The organism is Streptomyces sp. DSM 116793, from assembly GCF_057320905.1.
Genome location: NZ_CM170494.1, coordinates 3,094,432 through 3,112,569, shown reverse-complemented (window position 1 = coordinate 3,112,569; position 18,138 = coordinate 3,094,432). Strand labels below are relative to the sequence as shown.

The window sequence follows — 18,138 nt, the reverse complement described above, 5'->3', positions numbered from 1 at the left end:
GGACCACCAAGGAAGCACCGTGGTCACCATCGCCGTCACCGGGCACATGGACCTGACAGAAGACAGCATCCCTCTTGTCCGCGACGGCCTGCGGGAGGCACTCAAGCCCTATGCGGAAGACCTCACCGGCGTCTCATGCATCGCTGCCGGTGCCGACTCACCGTTCGCAGAGACCGTGCTGGAACTCGGCGGGCGGCTCATCGCAGTGATCCCCCCAGGACTACCGTCAGAGGAAGGTGAAGCCAGAACACGCCGAGACCTTCGACCGGCTCGTCCGGCTTGTCGAGGGCGCCGCGGAGGCTGTCGTCCTGGAACACGAGAAGCGGAAGAGCAGGGCGACCACACCGGTGGTGCCGACCTCACCGGCGGGCGCCGCGAACCGGGTGGGCCGGCGCGCAGCCCTGCTCAGTGGCGGCTCGCATGTGGGCCGAGGGGCCGGGGGCGCGGGACTCGACATAGCCCCCCGTGACCGACTGCCGTACCTCACCGGTCTCCTCGCCCTCCGTGAGCCGTTCGTGGCCGGACGCCCGCAGGGCGTGGCAGAGCCCCCGGGTGACCGCGAACGCGACCGGCGGCAGCACCACGAAGGCGATCCGGAACACCCAGGTCAGCGCGTTCAGCGAGAGGTGGAGCGCGTGGGCGATCACGTCGTTGCCGCCGGCGGCGAGGAGCACCGCGTAGCACGCGAGGCCCGCCACGCCGAGGCCGGTGCGCACGGGCCGGTCCCGGGGCCGGTCGCACAGATGGTGCTCGCCCGTGTCGCCGGTGAGCCACCGCTCGGCGAACGGGTACGCGTAGAGCACCGCGAACAGCCCGAGCGGCAGCACCACCGCGGGCAGCAGGACGTTCCACATCAGCGTGTGCCCGGCGACCGTGGTCTCCCACGGCGGCACCAGGCGCAGTGAGCCCTCCAGGAACCCCACGTACCAGTCCGGCTGGGAACCCGTCGAGACCTGGTCGGGACGGTAGGGCCCGTACACCCACACCGGATTGACCTGGCCGACCGCGGCGAGCAGCGTCAGCACGCCGGAGGTGGCCAGCATCAGCCCGAGGGAGGAGGCCATGAACTGCGGGAACAGCGGCTTGCCGACCACGTTCCGCTCGGTCCTGCCGGGGCCCGCCCACTGGGTGTGCTTCAGGTAGAAGACGAGGATCAGATGCGCCGTCAGCAGCGCGAGCAGCAGCCCCGGCAGCAGCAGGACGTGCAGGGAGTACAGGCGCGGCACGATGTCCTGCCCGGGGAACTGAGCCCCGAACACGCCCATGCTGAGATAGGTGCCCACCACCGGCACGGACAGCATGATGCCCTGCGCGATCCGCAGTCCGGTGCCCGACAGCAGGTCGTCCGGCAGGGAGTACCCGGCGAACCCCTCCGCCAGCGCCAGCGCGAACAGCGTGACGCCCAGCACCCAGTTGATCTCCCGCGGCCTGCGGAAGGCCCCCGTGAAGAACACCCGCAGCAGGTGCAGCCCGATCGCGGCCACGAAGACCAGTGCCGCCCAGTGGTGCACCTGCCGGATCAGCAGTCCGCCGCGCACGTCGAAGCTGATGTGCAGCGTCGAGCGGTACGCCTCCGACATCCGGGCGCCGTCCAGCGGCCGGTACCGCCCGTGGTAGACGACCTCCGTCATGGCGGGGTGGAAGAACAGCGTCAGCCAGACGCCCGTGACCAGCAGCACCACGAAGCTGTACAGCGCCAACTCGCCGAGCAGGAACGACCAGTGCTCGGGGAACGCCTTGCGCAGCAGGCCCCCGCCCTCGGACGCCGGGAACCGCCGGTCCAGGGCGTCGGCGAGGCGCGTCGCGGTGCCGTTCCGCGCCGCCGCGCCGCCGTCCCCCGGGGACCTCCGCCCAGCTCCCGTGCCCGGGGCCGCACCGGGTCCGGTGCCCGGGGCCGTCCCGGTGCCCGCCGCCGCACCGCCCGCCGCCGCACCGTCCGCCGGACCGCTCGCACCCGCCGCCTTCCACGCACGAGCAGCCGCCCGGGCCCGCTTCATAGGAGAGAACACCGGGCACGGGTGCCCCGCCCGCGGGAGGGGGAAACCGAGGGTCACCGAGCGGCGACGCGCGTACGGGGGCGGACACCTGGCACCGGCTCCGCGCCCCCGGTTCCCCGGCGTCTTGGACCGGAGCCCCCGTACCGCGGCCCGTACCCGGACGGTCGCGTGCCGGAGCCCCCGTACCGCGGCCCGTACCCGGACGGTCGTGTGCCGGAGCCGCCGCACCGCGGCCCGTACCCGGACGGTCGTGTGCCGGAGCCGCCGCACCGCGGCCCGTACCCCGGACGGTCGTGTTTCGCCCGGCCGTGTGCGGCAAGGCGCATCTGCACCGAGGCGGACGGGGGGAACTCAGGCGGCGGACGGAGGCGGCGTGGCCGACGGAACGACCAGCGAGCCCAGGGGACGGCATGCGCGGCAAGGGCGCCGGGCCGAGGCGGGCGACCGCCCCGCACCGAGCCGGCGGAGCATCCTCGCCGCGGCGGTACCGGCGGCGCTCGGCACGGCCGGCCTGCTCACCGGGTGCGGCGGTACCGGCGAAGCGCAGGGGTCGCCGGGCGGTACGGCCAGTCGTTCCCAGGGGCACCGCCCCTCGTCGCCCTCGCCCTCGCCCTCGCCGACCCGCACCCGGCGGCCGCCGGAACTGCCCCGCGGCGGGCGGACGCTGTTCCCCGCCCACCGGCTCTTCGGCTACTGCGGCCTGCCCGGCGCCACCGCGCTCGGCCGGCTCGGCACGGGCGACCCCGAGGAGCGGGCCGGCGAGATAGCGGAGAGGTCCCACGCCTACGCCGGCGGCCGGGCGCCGCTGCCGGTGTTCGAGCTGCTGGCCTGCGTGGCCGACGCCGTCCCCGGCCCGGACGGCACCTACCGCACCCGGACGCCGTCCGCCACCATCGCCCGTTTCCACGACCTCGCCCGCCGGCACAGGGCGATGCTCCTGCTGAACATCCAGCCCGGCAGGGCGTCCGTGCTCGACGAGGTCAGGGCGCTGCACCGCTGGCTGGTGCACCCCGACGTGGGCGTGGCGCTCGACCCGGAGTGGGAGATGGGCCCGGGCCAGGTGCCCGGCCGCACGTACGGGCACACCGACGGCCGTGAACTGGGCGCCGTCGCCCGCTATCTGTCGGGCGTCGTCGCCGGCCACGACCTGCCCGAGAAGCCGCTCGTCTTCCACGAGGTGGCGCCGTCCGTGGTCGGCGACAGGGCCGCCCTGCGGACGTATCCGGGCGTCGTGCCCGTCATGAGCGCGGACGGCATCGGCTCGCCCGCCCTGAAGCGGGCCACGTGGCACCGCCTGGTGCGGGACATGCCCGCCGGGCTGCACACCGGCTTCAAGCTCTTCTACGACGAGGACACCAGGGGCAGTCGTCTGATGTCCCCGAAGGAGGTGCTGGCCCTCAGGCCGCAACCCGAGTACGTGATGTACGAGTAGGCCGGGGCACGGGCTTGTGCCCGGCCGGGGCCGCTTCCCGGCTGCCGCGGCCGGTGGGGGTGTGTTGCGCGGGTCCCCGTGCCCCGTGCCGGGTTGTGGTGGGGTCCTCGTGGGTTCGTTGCGGGCTGTCGGCCGGTGGGGGTGTGGCGCGCGGGTCCCCGCGCCCCTTGTCGGGTTGTGGTGAGGCTCTTGTGGGTCCGTTGCGGGCCGACGGCCGGTGGCTCCGCCGGGATCCGGGCGGCCGCCTGTCCGGCGGGGGCGCCGGAAGCCGTGATTCTGGTCGGTCCCGCCGGGGCACGCTGTGTTACGTTCCGGGAATGAAACCTTTCATACCCGAGGCGGGGCACGCGTTCCTGACGGTGCGTCCTTCTCCTTCCACAGCGGGCCGGTTCCGGGCCTCGGGGGTCTGGCGCGACGGTGACTACCTCGCCGATCTGGACCACTGGCGCAGCACCACACCCGACGCCCCCGCCGTCTTCGCGTACACGGCCGCGACGGGCACGACGACACGCGTGAGCTACGCGGAGTACGGCGGATACGTCGAGCGGTGCGCCGACGTGCTGCGCGGGCTGGGCGTAGGACCGGGCCAGGTGGTGGCCGTCCAGCTGCCGAACTGGTGGCAGGGCAGCGCGCTGATGCTCGCATGCCTCCGGGTGGGTGCCGTCATCGCGCCCGTGTCGCCCACCCTTCGGCAGCGGGAGCTGGAGCGCGTCCTGCGCGTGCTGCGGGCCACGGTGTGCGCCGTCCCGGACACCTGGGCGGGCTTCGGCCACGCGGCCGCGCTCGCGGAACTGGCCCCGCGCCTGCCGGATCTGCGGCACAGACTGGTACTCGGGCGGCAGCTCTCCGAGGGGGACGTCGACTTCTTCCGCCGCGTCGCGGCGGCTCCCGGGAACGGGACCCGCCCGGCGGCCTTCGCGGAGCCCCCGGTCGATCCGGACCGGGTCGCCCTCGTGCTGTTCACCTCCGGCACCACCGGAGAGCCCAAGGCCGCGCTGCACACCCTCAACATCCACTACTCCACATGCCGTCCCTATGTCCGCTCCGAGAACTACGGCCCGCGGGACGCGTTCTTCACCCCTCACGCGCTCACGCGCAGCGCCGGCCTGTGGGCCGGCATCGGCCTGCCGCTGCTCACCGGCGGGGCGGCCGTCCTCATGGACGTCTGGGAGCCGCGCGCGGCGCTCGGTCTGATGGCCGAGTCGGGGTGCGGCATGCTGACGGCGGCGCCCCCCTTCCTCACCGCGCTGGCCGCCGAGGCCCGCCGGCACGATGTGCCGCTGCCGGCGCTGAGGACGGTGATGACGACGGGCGCGGCGGTCTCCGCGGAGCTGCTGCGGGACGTCGCCGAGGTGTTCGGCCTGACGCTGCGGGCGATCTGGGGGATGACGGAGGCGTCCGGCACCGTCACCGGAGCCGGCGACCCGCCCGACTGGGCCCTGCACAGTGTGGGCCGACCCGTGCCGGGCACGGAGCTCGACCTGCGTTCCGACCGGGAGGTGACCGACGAGCGGCCCGGTCGGCTGCACATCCGCGGCGGCTCTGTCTGCCTCGCGACGCTCGGCCGGGACACCGGCGAGCTGACCGTGGTCGCCGACCACGACGACGGCTGGTTCGACACGGGCGACCTGGCCGTCCCGGACGGCCGCGGCGGTATCCGCCTGGTCGGCAGGGCCGCCGACCGCGTCGGCAGCAAGTTCATGATCCCCGTCCTCGACGTCGAGCAGGCACTGCTCGAACTGGAGGGCATCAAGGACGTCGCCGTCGTCGGATACCAGGACGGGACCGGCGCCGAACTCGCCTGCGCCATCACCGTCCAGGACGGCGTCCCCCTCGACCTCCGCGCGGTCCGCGACCACCTGCGGACCATCGGCATGACGGAGTGGTACTGGCCGAGCCGCCTGGAAACGGTCCCCCGCCTTCCGAGGAACTCCTTCGGCAAGGTCAGAAAGGAACTCCTCAGGAAGTGGCTCAGGGGAGAGGCGGACCTGACGGAGGAGGACTGACGCTGGAACCGGCCTAGGCGGCCGGGGCCGGATCTGGCCGAGGAGGACTGATCCGGAACGGGCCGAGGAGGACGTGACGGATCCGGCCGAGGTGGACTGAGGCTGGAATCGGCCGAGGAGGACGTGACGGATCCGGCCGAGGGGCCGGGGCGGATCCGACCGAGGGGACCCGTGTTGGAACGGGCCGAGGGGCCGGGGCGGACCTGACCGAGGGGTCCCGGGCTGGAACGGGCCGGGGAGCCGGGGCGGATCCGGCCGAGGTGGGCCGAAGCAGGCCGGGGGGCCCGAAGCGGCTGCCCCCCACCGTCCCGGCCCGACCTCATGACGGCCCGCGTCCCCGCAGGTCAGCGGCCGGGACGTCCCCACATACCGTCACCTGGCTCCGTTCCGTGGCACCGCCGGCCGCCCGGCTCGCACGATGGCCTCACCGCGGGCCGGACACGCAGAGCCCGGCCCTCGTACGGAAGGAACCCGGCAATGGTGACGCACTCTCTGAAACGATCCGGCGCGCTCGGCGGCGCCCTCCTCATGGGCGCCGCGCTCGCCGTGGCGGGCGCCGTCCCCGCGTCGGCCTCGGCCGCGACGGACGACAGCTTCCCCGTCTTCACGGGCCCGTCGCCGCGCTGTGCCCACTACGGCGGCGCCTCGTTCATCGACTACGACTCCCAGTACGGCGACGACACCGTCGGTGTCTTCGACACGTGCCACGACGGCGTCGGCATCAAGGCCTGGATCTGGATCAACGGCAAACTGAAGGGCGCCCAGCGCAGCGGCAGCGGCGGCGCGGTGTACGTCGACATCAGTGTGAAGGCCCACGACTCCGTGGGAATCAAGGTGTGCGCCCAGGACGGCCCGAACGGCACGCCGTTCGCCTGCGGCTCCGACACCGAGGAGAGCGCGGACGGCTGAGCGCCGGCGCCGCACGGTGAGCGGGCGGCACACCGTCGTCCGCACCGCACCACACCACGGCACGGGAAGGAGACCGGCTCGCGCGCGGGCGGCCGCCACGGGGGTGCGGCCGGGCGCGGGCCGGCTCATGGTGGTGGTGCACACCACGGTCGCGTGCGGCGGCGCCGGCACCCCCTGCGGGACGGTGACCGGGTGGCGCGCGGGCGAGCTGCGGAAGGCGGGCGGAGATGCCGAAGAGCGGTCCGGAAGAGGAACGGCACGGTGGCCGGGTGCCCCGCGCCGACTACCGGGCCGAGCTGCGGCGGCTCCAGGTCGAGCTGGTCAGGATGCAGGAGTGGGTGCGGGCCGAGGGCGCACGGCTGGTGGTCCTCTTCGAGGGCAGGGACGCGGCGGGCAAGGGCGGCGTGATCAAGCGGGTCACCGAGCGCCTCAACCCGCGGCTCGCCCGGATCGTGGCCCTGCCCAGGCCCACCGACCGGCAGCGCGGCCAGTGGTACTTCCAGCGGTACGCGGAGCAGTTGCCCACCGCGGGCGAGATCGTGCTGTTCGACCGGAGCTGGTACAACCGGGCGGGAGTCGAGCACGTCATGGGCTTCTGCACCCAGGAGGAGTACGAACGGTTCCTGCGGCAGTGCCCGGTGTTCGAGCGGATGCTCGTCGAGGACGGCATCCTGCTCCGCAAGTACTGGTTCTCGGTCAGCGACGCCGTCCAGGAGCAGCGGCTGCGCAGCCGCCTGGAGGATCCCGTGCGGCGCTGGAAGCTGTCCCCTCTGGACCTGGAGTCCATCACGCGCTGGGAGGCGTACTCGCGCGCCAAGGACGTGATGTTCGCGCACACGGACATCCCGGAGGCGCCGTGGTACGTGGTCGAGAGCGACGACAAGCGCGCGGCCCGGCTCAACATGATCGCCCACCTGCTCTCCACCGTGCCCTACCGCGAGGTCACGGCCCCGGCCCTCGCGGTCCCGTCCCGGCCGCCCGCCACCGGGTACCGGCGGCCGCCCCGCGACACCCAGACGTACGTGCCCGATCACGCCGCCCGGGTACGGGGCGCGCCCGGGTAGGGCCGCCTCGGATCCCGCGCCGCCCGACTCGCCGGATGGCGGTGGGCGGGTGAGGATCGGGACAGCGGGGCCGGGCGGCGGTGCCGGGCCCCGGGCGGCCCGCGCGACCCGCGAGGGGTGCGCCACACGCGCACGAGGGGTGCGAGAGGTGACAGGCCGGTGGACGGACGGCAGGCCGGTGGTGGTCGGGACCGACGGGTCCGCCGCCGCGTGCGCGGCGGCGGACTGGGCCGTGGACGAGGCCGCCCTGCGCGGCCTGCCGCTGCGCATCGTGCACGCGGCCGTGTGGGCGCACTACGAGGGCCCCGCGCTGCCGCTCGCCGACCGCGTCACGCACGAGGCGGAAGCACGGGCCCGCGCCCGCCGGCCCGAGGTCCCCGTCTCGACGGAGGTCCTGCTGCGCGATCCGGTGCCCGGCCTGCTGGCCGAGGGGGAGTCGGCCGCCCTGCTCGTGCTGGGCCGCAGGGCGCTGGGGCCGCTCGCCGGGGCGCTGCTCGGGTCCGTGAGCCTGCCGGTGGTGACCCGGGCGCCCTGCCCCGTCGTGGTGGCCCGCGAGCTACCCCCGCCCGCGGGCGGAGGCGGGGCCGGGGGCGGGGGCGGGGGCGGTCCGATCGTGCTCGGCGTCGGCGACCACGGCGACGCCCTCGCCGCGGCCTCGTTCGCCCTGACGTCGGCCGTCGCGCACGGGTGCGCCGTACGGGCCGTGCACGCGTGGCGGGTGCCCAGGGCGGAGGAGGCCGCGGCGCACACCGGGCAGCCGGACGGCGCCCGGCTCGCCCGGCGTGCGCAGGCCCGGCGGCGCCTGGACGCCGTCATGGCCGCCGTGCGGGGGGCGACTCCCCGGATCGAGACGTCCTGCGTCCTCGCCGAGGGACGGGCCGCCGACGTCCTGCTGGCGGCCGCCGCCGACGGTGCCCTGCTCGTCGTCGGCACCCACCGCGACGGCCACCACCGGGGGCACCGCCTCGGCCCCGTGCTCAGGGCCGCGCTCCGCCACGCACCCTGCCCCGTCGCGGCCGTCCCGCACGTCTGAGCGTCCACGTCGTCCACGTCGTCCACGTGGTTGCCGCCGCGGTCCGCCCGGTGGCCGGGCACGGCGAGGAGCCTCACCAGCCCACCGCCGAGCCGTCCTTGCGGTGGTCGGAGGCCGCGCGGTAGACGCCGTTCACGGGGCCGTCGGGACCGGTCGGTGCGGGGTGGTCGCCCTCGTGCTCCGGGGTGAAGAGGACGGCCTGGTAGCCGCCCATGGAGGAGGTGTCGGGGTCGGTGAGGTGGTGACCGAGTGCCTTCAGGCCCGCGCCCACCAGGTCGTACAACTCGGGCTCCAGGCCGAGGGAGTTCTCGTACTGGTTGTGGGCGAAGCGGGCCGCGTCGGCGGCGGCCTGCGGGTTCATGCCGAGGTCGATCATGTTGACCAGCTCGGTGGCCTGGGCCTGCGGCTGCTCGGCGCCGCCCATGTTGCCGAAGGAGAGGACGGGGCGGCCGTCCTTCATCACGAAGGCCGGTATCAGGGTGTGGTACGGGCGCTTGTGCGGGGCCACGATGTTGGGCGAGGCGGGATCGAGGTTGAAGAGGGCGCCGCGGTTCTGGAGCGGGAAGCCGTACCCCGGCACGGTCACGCCGGAGCCGAAGGTGTCGAAGATGCTGTAGATGAACGACGTCATGTTGCCCCACCGGTCCGCGGTGGTGAGGTAGACGGTGCCGGAGATCACCGAGCCGGGGTAGCGGGGGGTGCCCGCCTTGTCCGGGTCGATCCGGGCGCACAGCTCCTTGGCGTAGGCCTTGGACAGCAGCCTCTCCAGGGGCACGTCGGTGAAGCGGGGGTCGCCCTGGTAGCGGTTGAGGTCGTCGTAGGCGAGCTTCTTCGCCTCCACCAGCAGGTGCCAGAACTGCGGGGAGCGCGGGCCCAGTCCGGCCAGGTCGTAGCCGAGGACGGGGCCGATCTGCTCGATGATGTTGAGCATGAGCAGGGTGGCGAAGCCCTGGGTGTTGGGCGGCAGTTCACAGACGTCGTAGCCGTGGTAGTTCACCGTGATGGGGTCGACCCACTCGGCCTCGAAGTCCGCGAGGTCGGCGGGGTCCATGGCGCCGCCGGCGGCGCGTATCTTCCGTATGACGGCGTCGGCTATCGCGCCGCTGTACATGGCGTCCCGGCCCTCGCGCGCGATCAGGCGGTACGCGGCGGCGAGGTCGGGGTTGCGGAAGATGCCGTACAGCTCGGGGGCCTTGCCGCCGGTGAGGAAGACCCTGGCCGAGTCGGGGTCCTTCGCCAGCAGGTCGACGGCGCCGCTCCACTGGTGGTGGATGCGCTCGGTGAGGCCGAAGCCCTGCTCCGCCAGGTCGATGGAGGGCTTCAGCAGGGTGCCCAGGTCCCGGGTGCCGAAGCGGTCGACCAGCCGGTGCCAGCCCTCGACGGCGCCGGGCACGGTGATGGTGTGGACGCCGTGGTCCGGCATGCCGGTCTGCTGTGTGTAGCCGTGGTCGCGGAAGTAGCCGGGGGTCCAGGCCGAGGGGGCCCAGCCGCTGGAGTTGAGGCCGTAGAGCCTGCGGCCGGCGGCGTGGTAGTGGATGGCGAAGGAGTCGCCGCCGATGCCCGCGCTGTTGGGCTCGACGAGGCCGAGCATGGCGGCCGTCGCCACGGCGGCGTCGGCGGAGTTGCCGCCCTCCTGGAGGATGCGCAGCCCGGCCTGGGCGGCGACGGACTGGCTGGTGGCCACCACTCCGTGCCGGGCCAGCACCTCGGCGCGGGTCTGGCCGCCCCAGCCGCCGTCCCTGCTGCCGCGCACGGCCTTGATGGCGACGCCCGGCTCGGCCGCCGACGCGGTGGGCCGGCCGAAGGGGGTGGCGCTGGCCTTCGTCGTCACGGGCCCCCGGGCGGCGGTGCTCGCCGCGGCACGCGGCGCGGCGCCCGTCGTGGCGGCGCGGGCCGGGGCGGGGATCGCGAACTGCGCGCCACCGAGGGCGGCGGCGGCCACGGCTCCGTTCAGCACGGTTCTGCGGGCCGGGCCCGGGGCGGGGGTGGCGGCAGAGGCGGGGGTGGCGGCGGGGGTGGCGGGGGCGCTGTCCCGGGGGGTGTCCTGGGAGGGGGTGGGTGCGTCACTCACGGTACGGACCTTCCTGTCGACGGACTTTCGACAGACGGGGACTTACCGGGGGCGCCCGACCCGGATGCGGCTCCGGGACGGGCGCAGAAGCAGCCACGGGTCTACCACTTGGCTATTACACCTACAAGACCGCGCTGTCCGAAAACGCTCTGCCGCTCCCCTTGACACGACGCATCACGGCACGTCAGACGGGTACGGCGAGGACATCCTTCGCCGTGTCCGCACCATGTGAAAGATGGGCCGCCCGCACGCAACTGCGGCGGTTCGAGCGGCCCCCGGCCTGGGCCTGCGCGAAGTCCCGCACCCCGGAAGCGGCCGGCGGATGGACCCGGCTGGTCCGTGCTGTCTACACGCAGTAACGTCCGGGGCGACCGCCGGCGGCCGACCGGCACCACCTATGAGACAATCCCAGCCCACCGAGCCGGTCCTCCGGCTCGCGTCCGACGCAACCCTCGGCACGTTCGCCCACAGGCTGGCCTGTCCCGGCCGAGCAGCTCACAGGCTGCCCGCCCGCGTATCCGGAACCCCCCACCCCGCTTCCGGACGACCATCAGGCCGAAGAACGCCCTTCCCGCCCCATGCCGCGATAGGCGCACAGTCTGCGCACCGGACACGGCGGAACGGCGAACGGGAAGAATCCACCACCCCCAGAACCCCGCTGCACCGGCAGAGAACCAAGTAGGGGTGGCTCCGCACGGATTTCCCTTCTTCTCGCCTTCATGTAAACCCGGATGAAAGAACAATTTGCGATGTCACAGGCCACGATCGCGCGAGCCGTTCCGCCCCCAGAGGTGGAAGCGACGCCAGGCGAGAGCAGGGTGCGTGCAACGGCCCTCGGACTCATAGTCGCGCTGTCCGCCATGCTTTACCTGTGGAACATAGACTCCACGGGACATGGCGACGCCTTCTACGCCGCTGCCGTGAAGTCGATGTCCAAGAACGCGACCAATTTCCTCTTCGGGGCCTTCGACCCACTCGGACTCGTCAGCATAGACAAACCACCCATGGCCTTGTGGCCGCAGGTACTCTCCACCGCGGTCTTCGGGTACCACGGATGGAGCCTGCTGTTGCCGCAGGCGCTGGAGGGGGCCGCCTCGGTTTTCCTGCTGCACCGGATCGTGCGGCGTTGGATGGGCGACAACGTCGCTCTGCTGGCCGCGTTGATCCTCTGCCTCACGCCGATCACCGTCGCCGTCGATCGGGACAACAGCACGGACACCCTGCTCGTCCTGTGGTGCCTGGCCGCCGTCTACGCGTTCACCCGGTCGGTGGAGGCTCATATCGAGCCCCGGAAGGCCACGGCATGGCTGATGTTGGCGGCGTTCTTCATCGGCTGCGGCTTCGTCACCAAGTTCCTGGCGGCGTGGCTGATCGTGCCGTCACTCTGCATCGCCTACCTCGTCGGCCGCCGCGCGGGGTGGGGTCGGCGACTGCTCGACCTGTTGGGCTCCGCCGTGGTCCTCATCGTGTCATCGCTGTGGTGGGTTGCCCTGACCACGTGGTGGCCCGGTAAGAAGCCCTATATCGCGAGCACCACCGACAACTCCACCTGGGACCTCGCGTTCGGATACAACGGTTTCAGCCGCCTTCTGGGCCAGGAGACGGCCGCCGGCGGGAGCGGCGGCGGGCACGGAGGCTTCCACGGTCCCCCGCCGTCCGCCGCGGAGATGCACCTCATCTCCCTGGGCAAGGCCATCGGCAGCGCTTTCGCGGGGGGACCCGCCGGCATCGGCCGTCTGTTCGCGGAGACGGTCGCCCCGCAGATCGGCTGGCTGATGCCCTGGACCGCTCTCGTACTGATCACGGCCGCGACCGTCGGCGTCGTGGCGTGGCGTCGTAAGCTGCCCGTCGACCGCGTCCGCAGCGCCGGCTGGGTGCTGTGGAGCACATGGCTTGTCACCATGGCGGTGATCTTCACCTACGAACAGGGCACCTTCCACGCGTATTACACCACCGAGATGGCCCCGGCGATCGCCGTCCTTTCGGCCGCCGGCCTGCCCCTGCTGTGGCGCCTGCGCCGCGCGTCGGACGCCGCCTGGCTGCTGCCGGCCCTGGGGGTCGTCGCCACCGGGGTGTGGGCCTGGTTCCTGGTCTCCCGCGACACCACGTACAACGGGTGGCTGCGGTACGCCGTCGCTGTTCTCACCGTGGTCACCGTCGCCGGCCTGGCCGTGCACCGGTACCGGCCCTCCTGCCCCCGACGCTTCACCTACGCGCTGGCGGCGTGCGGAACAGCCGCCGCCCTCGTAGCACCCGCCGTGTGGTCGGTGAACACCGCGCTCACCTCGATGTCGAACGGCGTCAAGGGCTACATCCCCAGTGCCGGGCCCGTCAGCGCGTCGTTCGGCGGCGGCGCGAGGGTTCCCGGCTCACTGCGTGAGTTCCTGCTCTACGGCCAGCTGCCGGGCGGCAGCCTGATCGGAACTGACCGGCTGGCCCCCAAGCAGGCGAAGATGCTGGACTACGTCACCCGGCATGCCGGCGGCACCGAGGTCGCTCTGGCCGTCGAAGGCGGCGCGCTGCGCTCCGCGCAGTACACACTGAGCACTGACGCCACCGTCATTGGCCTGGGCGGCTTCAAGGGGGATGACCCCGCGCCAAGCGTCAGGGAACTCTCCACCTTGGCACACCACCATGAGCTGGCGTTCGTGCTGAGCACGCCGGCGCATGGCGGTGCCTTCCCCGGCGGCTTCGGTTCCTCCCCCGGTGCCCTGGAACGCCGGAAGTGGGTGCAGAGCACGTGCACCCCGGTCTCTCCGGGCGCCTACGGCGTACCGGAGGCGGCGCCGTCCGCCGCGGCAGGGCTCGCCTCGCAGATCGGCCTCGGCGAACAGACTCTGTACGACTGCAGGGGGTGACGCCCGGCACGCTGCCCGACCGGCATGCCGTTCCTCAGTGCCAAGTGCGCGTGTCGTCGCGTGGTCGGTGCGTTCGGGGATGACAGCCCGGATGCCCCGGCCCCGCAGGCCGGCGCGGGGCCGGCCGGCGGGGCCGGCCGGCGCGGGCCGGGGCCCCGCAGGCCGGCGCGGATGCCCGGGTGGATTCGCCTTGTCTCCCAGGACCCGTACGGGCCGGGTCCCGGGCCCGCCCACACGTGATCACTGTCACCAACCTCAGTGGACAGAACAGCTAGGCCCACGGCAGGCCGGACCGGTGCCGCCAGTACGCGGGGGCCGGCTCGGCCAGCGTCGACAGGCGGGCGGCGTCGGCGTCGGTGAGGTGGACCTCCGACGCCGAGACGTTGCCGGCGAGCTGGGCGGTGGTGGCGGCGCCGGAGAGGACGACGTCCGCCCACGGCTCGCGCAGCACGGCCGCCAGGGCCAGGGCGTCGGGGGGCCTGCCGGTCTCGTCCGAGAGGCGGCCGAGGGGGGAGCCGGCCGCCTCGTACACCAGGCGGCCGTTGGCCAGTGCCTCCTTGACGATGACGGTGCGTCCCGCGTCGTGCGCCTCCGCGAGGGCGGGGCCCGCCGAGGGCTCCAGGAGGTTGTAGGTGGCCTGCACGCTGGAGAAGAGCGGGACGCCCGCCACGGTGACCGAGAGCGCGGCGCGGATCGCGTCCGGCTGCCCGGGGCCGCTCGTGCTCACGCCGATGGTGACGCCCTCGGCGGCGAGCGAGGCCAGCCCGTCCTGCAGCGCGCGATCCGTGAGGACGGGGCTCTCGGGCGTCACGGAGTGCACCTGGTACAGGTCGAGGCGGTCGCCGAGGAGGCGGCGCGTCTCGGCACGCTGCCGGTCGAAGGTGGCCCGGCTGTGGTCCTTGACCTCCTGCACCTTCGCGTCGACGCGCCAGTCGGCCGTGTACGTGTAGCCCCACTTGCTGCCGACCACGACATCGTGGGTCTCCGGGCGGCCGCGCAGCCAGTCGGCGAGGAACTCCTCCGCCCTCCCGTACGAGCGGGCGACGTCGAAGTACCGCACTCCGTGCGCGTACGCCGCGTCGAGCACCTCGTGGGCTCGGGCCTCCATCGCGGCGACGGTCCGCTCGGCGGGCAGGTCACGGTCCCGGCCGAGGGTGATGTAGGCGGGCCGCCCGAGGGCGGCGAGGCCGAGCCCGATCCGGCCGGCCGGACCGGCGGGGAGACGTTCGAACGGCACGGTCACATCCTCCGGCGAGCTGGGCTTCGGCCGTACGGCGTCACCGTACAGGGTGACCGACGGGGGCGCCTCGCGGAGGGAGGCGGGGTCTCGGTGGGGACGGCGGGTGCCTCATGCCCCCCGGAAGGCGCCCCGCGGTGAGGCGCGGGGCCCGGCGCGGCCCCGTCCGCCCCGGCCCCGACCGCCCGGTTTGAGCCCGGCCCCGGGGGTACTCAGCACACGGTCCCGGGCCAGCGGGCGGAGCAGCTAGCGGCGGAGGCACCCATGGCGGGAACGGAGACGGCCGGCATGCAGTTCGGCATCTTCACCGTCGGTGACGTGACCCCCGACCCGACCACCGGCCGCGTCCCCACCGAGGCGGAGCGCATCCAGGGCACGGTCGCGATCGCCAGGAAGGCCGAGGAGGTCGGCCTCGACGTCTTCGCGACCGGTGAGCACCACAACCCGCCGTTCGTGCCCTCGTCCCCCACGACCCTGCTCGGCCATGTCGCCGCGCAGACCGAGCGGCTCATCCTCTCGACGTCGACCACGCTGATCACCACCAACGACCCGGTCAAGATCGCCGAGGACTTCAGCGTGCTCCAGCACCTGTCCGGCGGCCGCACCGACGTGATGCTCGGCCGCGGGAACACCGGCCCGGTCTACCCGTGGTTCGGCCAGGACATCCGCAACGCGGTGCCGCTGACCGTGGAGCACTACGGCCTGCTGCGCCGGCTGTGGCGCGAGGAGGCGGTGGACTGGGAGGGGAAGCTGCGCACCCCGTTGCAGGGCTTCACCCTCGTGCCCCGCCCGCTGGACGGCGTCCCGCCGTTCGTGTGGCACGGCTCCATCCGCACCCCCGAGGTCGCCGAGCTGGCCGCGTACTACGGCGACGGGTTCTTCGCCAACCACATCTTCTGGCCGCCCTCCCACACCCGGAGCACGGTGGAGCTGTACCGCAGGCGGTTCGAGCACTACGGCCACGGCACCGCCGCCCAGGGCATCGTCGGCCTCGGCGGGCAGGTCTTCATGCGCCGCAACAGCCAGGACGCGGTGTCCGAGTTCCGGCCGTACTTCGACAACGCGCCCGTCTACGGGCACGGCCCCTCGCTGGAGGAGTTCACCTCCCTGACACCGCTCACGGTCGGCTCCCCGGCCGAGGTGATCGAGAAGACGCTGGGGTTCCGCGCCTACGCCGGCGACTACCAGCGGCAGTTGTTCCTGATCGACCACGCCGGCCTGCCGCTCAAGACCGTGCTGGAGCAGCTGGACCTGCTCGGCGAGGAGGTGGTGCCGGTGCTCCGCAAGGAGTTCGCCGTGGGCCGTCCCGACGAGGTGCCCGACGCGCCCACCCACCGGTCACTGCGCGCCGCCGCGGCCGCCGAGGCCGCCGGACCCGGGGCCGGGACACCGCCGCGGGCGTCGGGCGAGCACGACGAAGGGGGGCCGGTGACGCCATGACGAAGCTGACGGTCATCACCGGCGGCCTGCGCGAACCGTCCTCGACCAGGCTCCTCGCCAACCGCCTCGAAGCCGCCGTCCGCGCGGACCTCGGCGCGCTGGGGCACGGCGTCGAGTCGTCCTTCGTGGAGCTGCGTCCGCTGGGCCGCGCCATCATGGACGCCCTGCTGACCGGGTTCGCCACCACACCCCTGGAGGAGGCCTTCGAGACGGTCGCCGACGCCGACGGCGTCATCGCGGTCACGCCCGCCTTCAACGCCTCCTACAGCGGGCTCTTCAAGTCGTTCTTCGACGTGCTGCCGGAGGAGACGCTCTCGGACATGCCCGTGCTCATCGCCGCGACCGGCGGCACGGAGCGGCACTCCCTCGTCCTCGAACACGCGCTGCGGCCGATGTTCTCCTACCTGCACGCCATCGTCTCCCCGCGGGGCGTCTACGCCGCCACCGACGACTTCGGCTCCGAGGGCGCCCGGGGTGCCGGGGACGCCGGGGGCACCGGGACCGGGGAGGCCGCGGAGGGCTCCGTCCTCGGCCGGCGCATCAGGGACGCCGCGGCCGACTACGCCCGCCTGGTGCACGGCTGCGGAAGCCGCGAGCGGCGCGACGCCTTCGCCGACGACCTGGAGTCGATGCAGCGGCTGCTCGGCGAGGCGCCCTGAGGCGAGGCGCCCTGAGGCGAGGCGCCCATGAGGCGAGGCGCCATGAGACGGGTGCGTCCGGCGCACCGCGGGCCACCGCGCTCAGCCGTGGGTCACCCGGGCCTGGAGGCGCACGAGTCCCACCACTCCGAACTGGAGCACGATCGGCAGCGTGCCCTGCCGCGTCACGCCATGGCTGCGGGTGACGCCGATGCGCGGTCCGCCGCGGGTGCCGAAGCCGGTGCTGCCGCCCGGCAGGATCTGGATGCCGGAACTCGTCATGGCGCCGTCCCTCTCGCCCGCCCCACCGGTCAGGGTGCCCCGGCCGCCGCCGGGCGTTCCGACCATGTCCAGGTGCTCCGTGACGCTGCCGGAGTTCCGGACGGTCATGGACAGGCTTCCCGAGCCCGAGGCGTCCAGGTGTGCTTCCGCACGGTTGATCCGGAGATCCACCCCGTTCGCCTCGACGTGTATCCCGCCCCGTGGGCCCTGCCCGGTGTCGGGCGGCTGGGGGGAGGGCGCGCTGGTCGGGTGCCCGCAGCCGGCCAGCAGGGCGGCCAGAGAGGTCGCGGCCGCCATGGCCGCCACGGCCTGCCGGGCGCGGGTGAAGCCGTTTCCGTTCATTGCTGCATGATTCACCAACGCCTGCCGCGGCCTGCACGCAGGTGGCCGCACGGCCGGCGGGGCGGGTCGCCGCACGCCGGGGGGACACGGCGCCGCGCGAGGAGGGGACACGGCGCCGCGCGAGGAGCACGAGGAGGGGACAGGGCACCGCGCAGGGTGGCTCCCCGGGCGTCCGCCTGCCGCTGGGGCACGGTGTCTCCCCCCAGACCGAGGACCAGGCGGGCGGGCAGGGACCCGGGGCGGTGCGGCCCGGGAGTCGCAGGCGCCGTGGGGAGGGCCGCCGGCCCGGCCCGCCCCGGTGGTCTGATGATTATCATCGGCATGGTGTGAGCGATCCACGTTCGGCGTAGGAGCCGCAGGCCGGCCCGGGCCGTGCCGGGCCCGGCCCACCGACCGCAGGACCCAGGAGTGTGCCCGTGAGCGACATCGAGTTCCGCGACGACCGGGAGGCCGGCCGCCTGGACGCGGTCGAGGACGGCGAGGTGGTCGGCCACATCGAGTACTTCGTGCTGGAGTCACCCGAGCGCGCGCTCGTCCCCGTCCACACGATCGTGGAACCGGACCACCGGGGAAAGGGCATCGCCGGCTCCCTGGCCCGCGAGCTGTACGGCATCGCCCGTGGGGAGGGCGAGGCCGTGGTCCCGCTCTGCCCCTACGTCGCGAAGTGGGCCCACCGCCACCGGGAGGAGGCCCCGCCGGCCACGCCCGAACTCCGCCACGCCGCCGAGCGGTGGCTGGCGGCGCACCCCGGGCGGCTCTGAGGGTCGGATCCACCTCCGTCACGCCTCTCCCGGCGAAGATGACGAAGGGACATGTCGCACGAGGTGTC

13 protein-coding genes are annotated in these 18,138 nt (G+C 73.7%); 9 read left to right on the top strand and 4 right to left on the bottom strand.

The window, feature by feature from the left end:
- Nucleotides 1–359 precede the first annotated feature (359 nt).
- On the bottom strand, nt 360–1,997 hold the full coding sequence (gene qcrB / locus ACSMXW_RS12210) for a cytochrome bc1 complex cytochrome b subunit (RefSeq protein WP_485806058.1): 1,638 nt from the start codon (nt 1,995–1,997) through the stop codon (nt 360–362).
- A 373-nt stretch (nt 1,998–2,370) separates the two neighbouring features.
- Here qcrB and ACSMXW_RS12205 point away from each other — a divergent pair, with 373 nt between their 5' ends.
- The 5 genes from ACSMXW_RS12205 (at nt 2,371) to ACSMXW_RS12185 (ending at nt 8,441) form a co-directional block, all read left to right on the top strand.
- The gene (locus tag ACSMXW_RS12205; protein WP_485806056.1) at nt 2,371–3,429 is read left to right on the top strand and encodes a hypothetical protein; all 1,059 of its coding nucleotides are present in this window, start codon (nt 2,371–2,373) and stop codon (nt 3,427–3,429) included.
- 317 nt (nt 3,430–3,746) lie between these two features.
- On the top strand, nt 3,747–5,435 hold the full coding sequence (locus ACSMXW_RS12200; protein ID WP_485806054.1) for an AMP-binding protein: 1,689 nt from the start codon (nt 3,747–3,749) through the stop codon (nt 5,433–5,435).
- A 477-nt stretch (nt 5,436–5,912) separates the two neighbouring features.
- Complete coding sequence (locus tag ACSMXW_RS12195; protein ID WP_485806053.1) at nt 5,913–6,344, top strand: hypothetical protein; 432 nt, start codon at nt 5,913–5,915, stop codon at nt 6,342–6,344.
- A gap of 227 nt (nt 6,345–6,571) precedes the next feature.
- Nucleotides 6,572–7,408 carry a polyphosphate kinase 2 gene (gene ppk2, locus ACSMXW_RS12190; RefSeq protein ID WP_485806051.1) on the top strand — a complete coding sequence of 279 codons (837 nt, stop codon included), beginning with the start codon at nt 6,572–6,574 and terminating at the stop codon, nt 7,406–7,408.
- 148 nt (nt 7,409–7,556) lie between these two features.
- Nucleotides 7,557–8,441: a universal stress protein gene (locus ACSMXW_RS12185; protein ID WP_485806049.1), complete on the top strand. Its 885-nt coding sequence runs from the start codon at nt 7,557–7,559 to the stop codon at nt 8,439–8,441.
- A gap of 73 nt (nt 8,442–8,514) precedes the next feature.
- Here ACSMXW_RS12185 and ggt read toward each other — a convergent pair whose 3' ends face one another.
- Nucleotides 8,515–10,512, bottom strand: a complete 1,998-nt coding sequence (gene ggt, locus ACSMXW_RS12180; protein ID WP_485806047.1) for a gamma-glutamyltransferase — start codon at nt 10,510–10,512, stop codon at nt 8,515–8,517.
- Nucleotides 10,513–11,372: 860 nt separating this feature from the next.
- On the opposite strand from ggt, the gene ACSMXW_RS12175 reads away from it, so the two are divergent.
- On the top strand, nt 11,373–13,370 hold the full coding sequence (locus ACSMXW_RS12175; protein WP_485806045.1) for an ArnT family glycosyltransferase: 1,998 nt from the start codon (nt 11,373–11,375) through the stop codon (nt 13,368–13,370).
- A 271-nt stretch (nt 13,371–13,641) separates the two neighbouring features.
- On the opposite strand, the gene ACSMXW_RS12170 is transcribed toward ACSMXW_RS12175, so the two are convergent.
- Entirely contained in the window at nt 13,642–14,607 is a 966-nt protein-coding gene (locus ACSMXW_RS12170; protein WP_485806043.1) for an aldo/keto reductase, read from the bottom strand.
- A 288-nt stretch (nt 14,608–14,895) separates the two neighbouring features.
- On the opposite strand from ACSMXW_RS12170, the gene ACSMXW_RS12165 reads away from it, so the two are divergent.
- Both ACSMXW_RS12165 and ACSMXW_RS12160 read left to right on the top strand, forming a co-directional pair.
- Entirely contained in the window at nt 14,896–16,047 is a 1,152-nt protein-coding gene (locus ACSMXW_RS12165) for a CE1758 family FMN-dependent luciferase-like monooxygenase (protein ID WP_485807974.1), read from the top strand.
- A complete protein-coding gene (locus ACSMXW_RS12160; RefSeq protein ID WP_485806041.1) occupies nt 16,044–16,706 on the top strand; it encodes a CE1759 family FMN reductase in 663 nt (220 codons plus the stop codon). The genes ACSMXW_RS12165 and ACSMXW_RS12160 overlap by 4 nt, the downstream gene beginning before the upstream one ends.
- 81 nt (nt 16,707–16,787) lie before the next feature.
- On the opposite strand, the gene ACSMXW_RS12155 is transcribed toward ACSMXW_RS12160, so the two are convergent.
- Nucleotides 16,788–17,309, bottom strand: coding sequence for a hypothetical protein (locus tag ACSMXW_RS12155; protein ID WP_485806039.1), 522 nt, complete (start codon nt 17,307–17,309; stop codon nt 16,788–16,790).
- Between the two features lie 416 nt (nt 17,310–17,725).
- Here ACSMXW_RS12155 and ACSMXW_RS12150 point away from each other — a divergent pair, with 416 nt between their 5' ends.
- The gene (locus ACSMXW_RS12150) at nt 17,726–18,070 is read left to right on the top strand and encodes a GNAT family N-acetyltransferase (protein ID WP_485806037.1); all 345 of its coding nucleotides are present in this window, start codon (nt 17,726–17,728) and stop codon (nt 18,068–18,070) included.
- Nucleotides 18,071–18,138 lie beyond the last annotated feature (68 nt).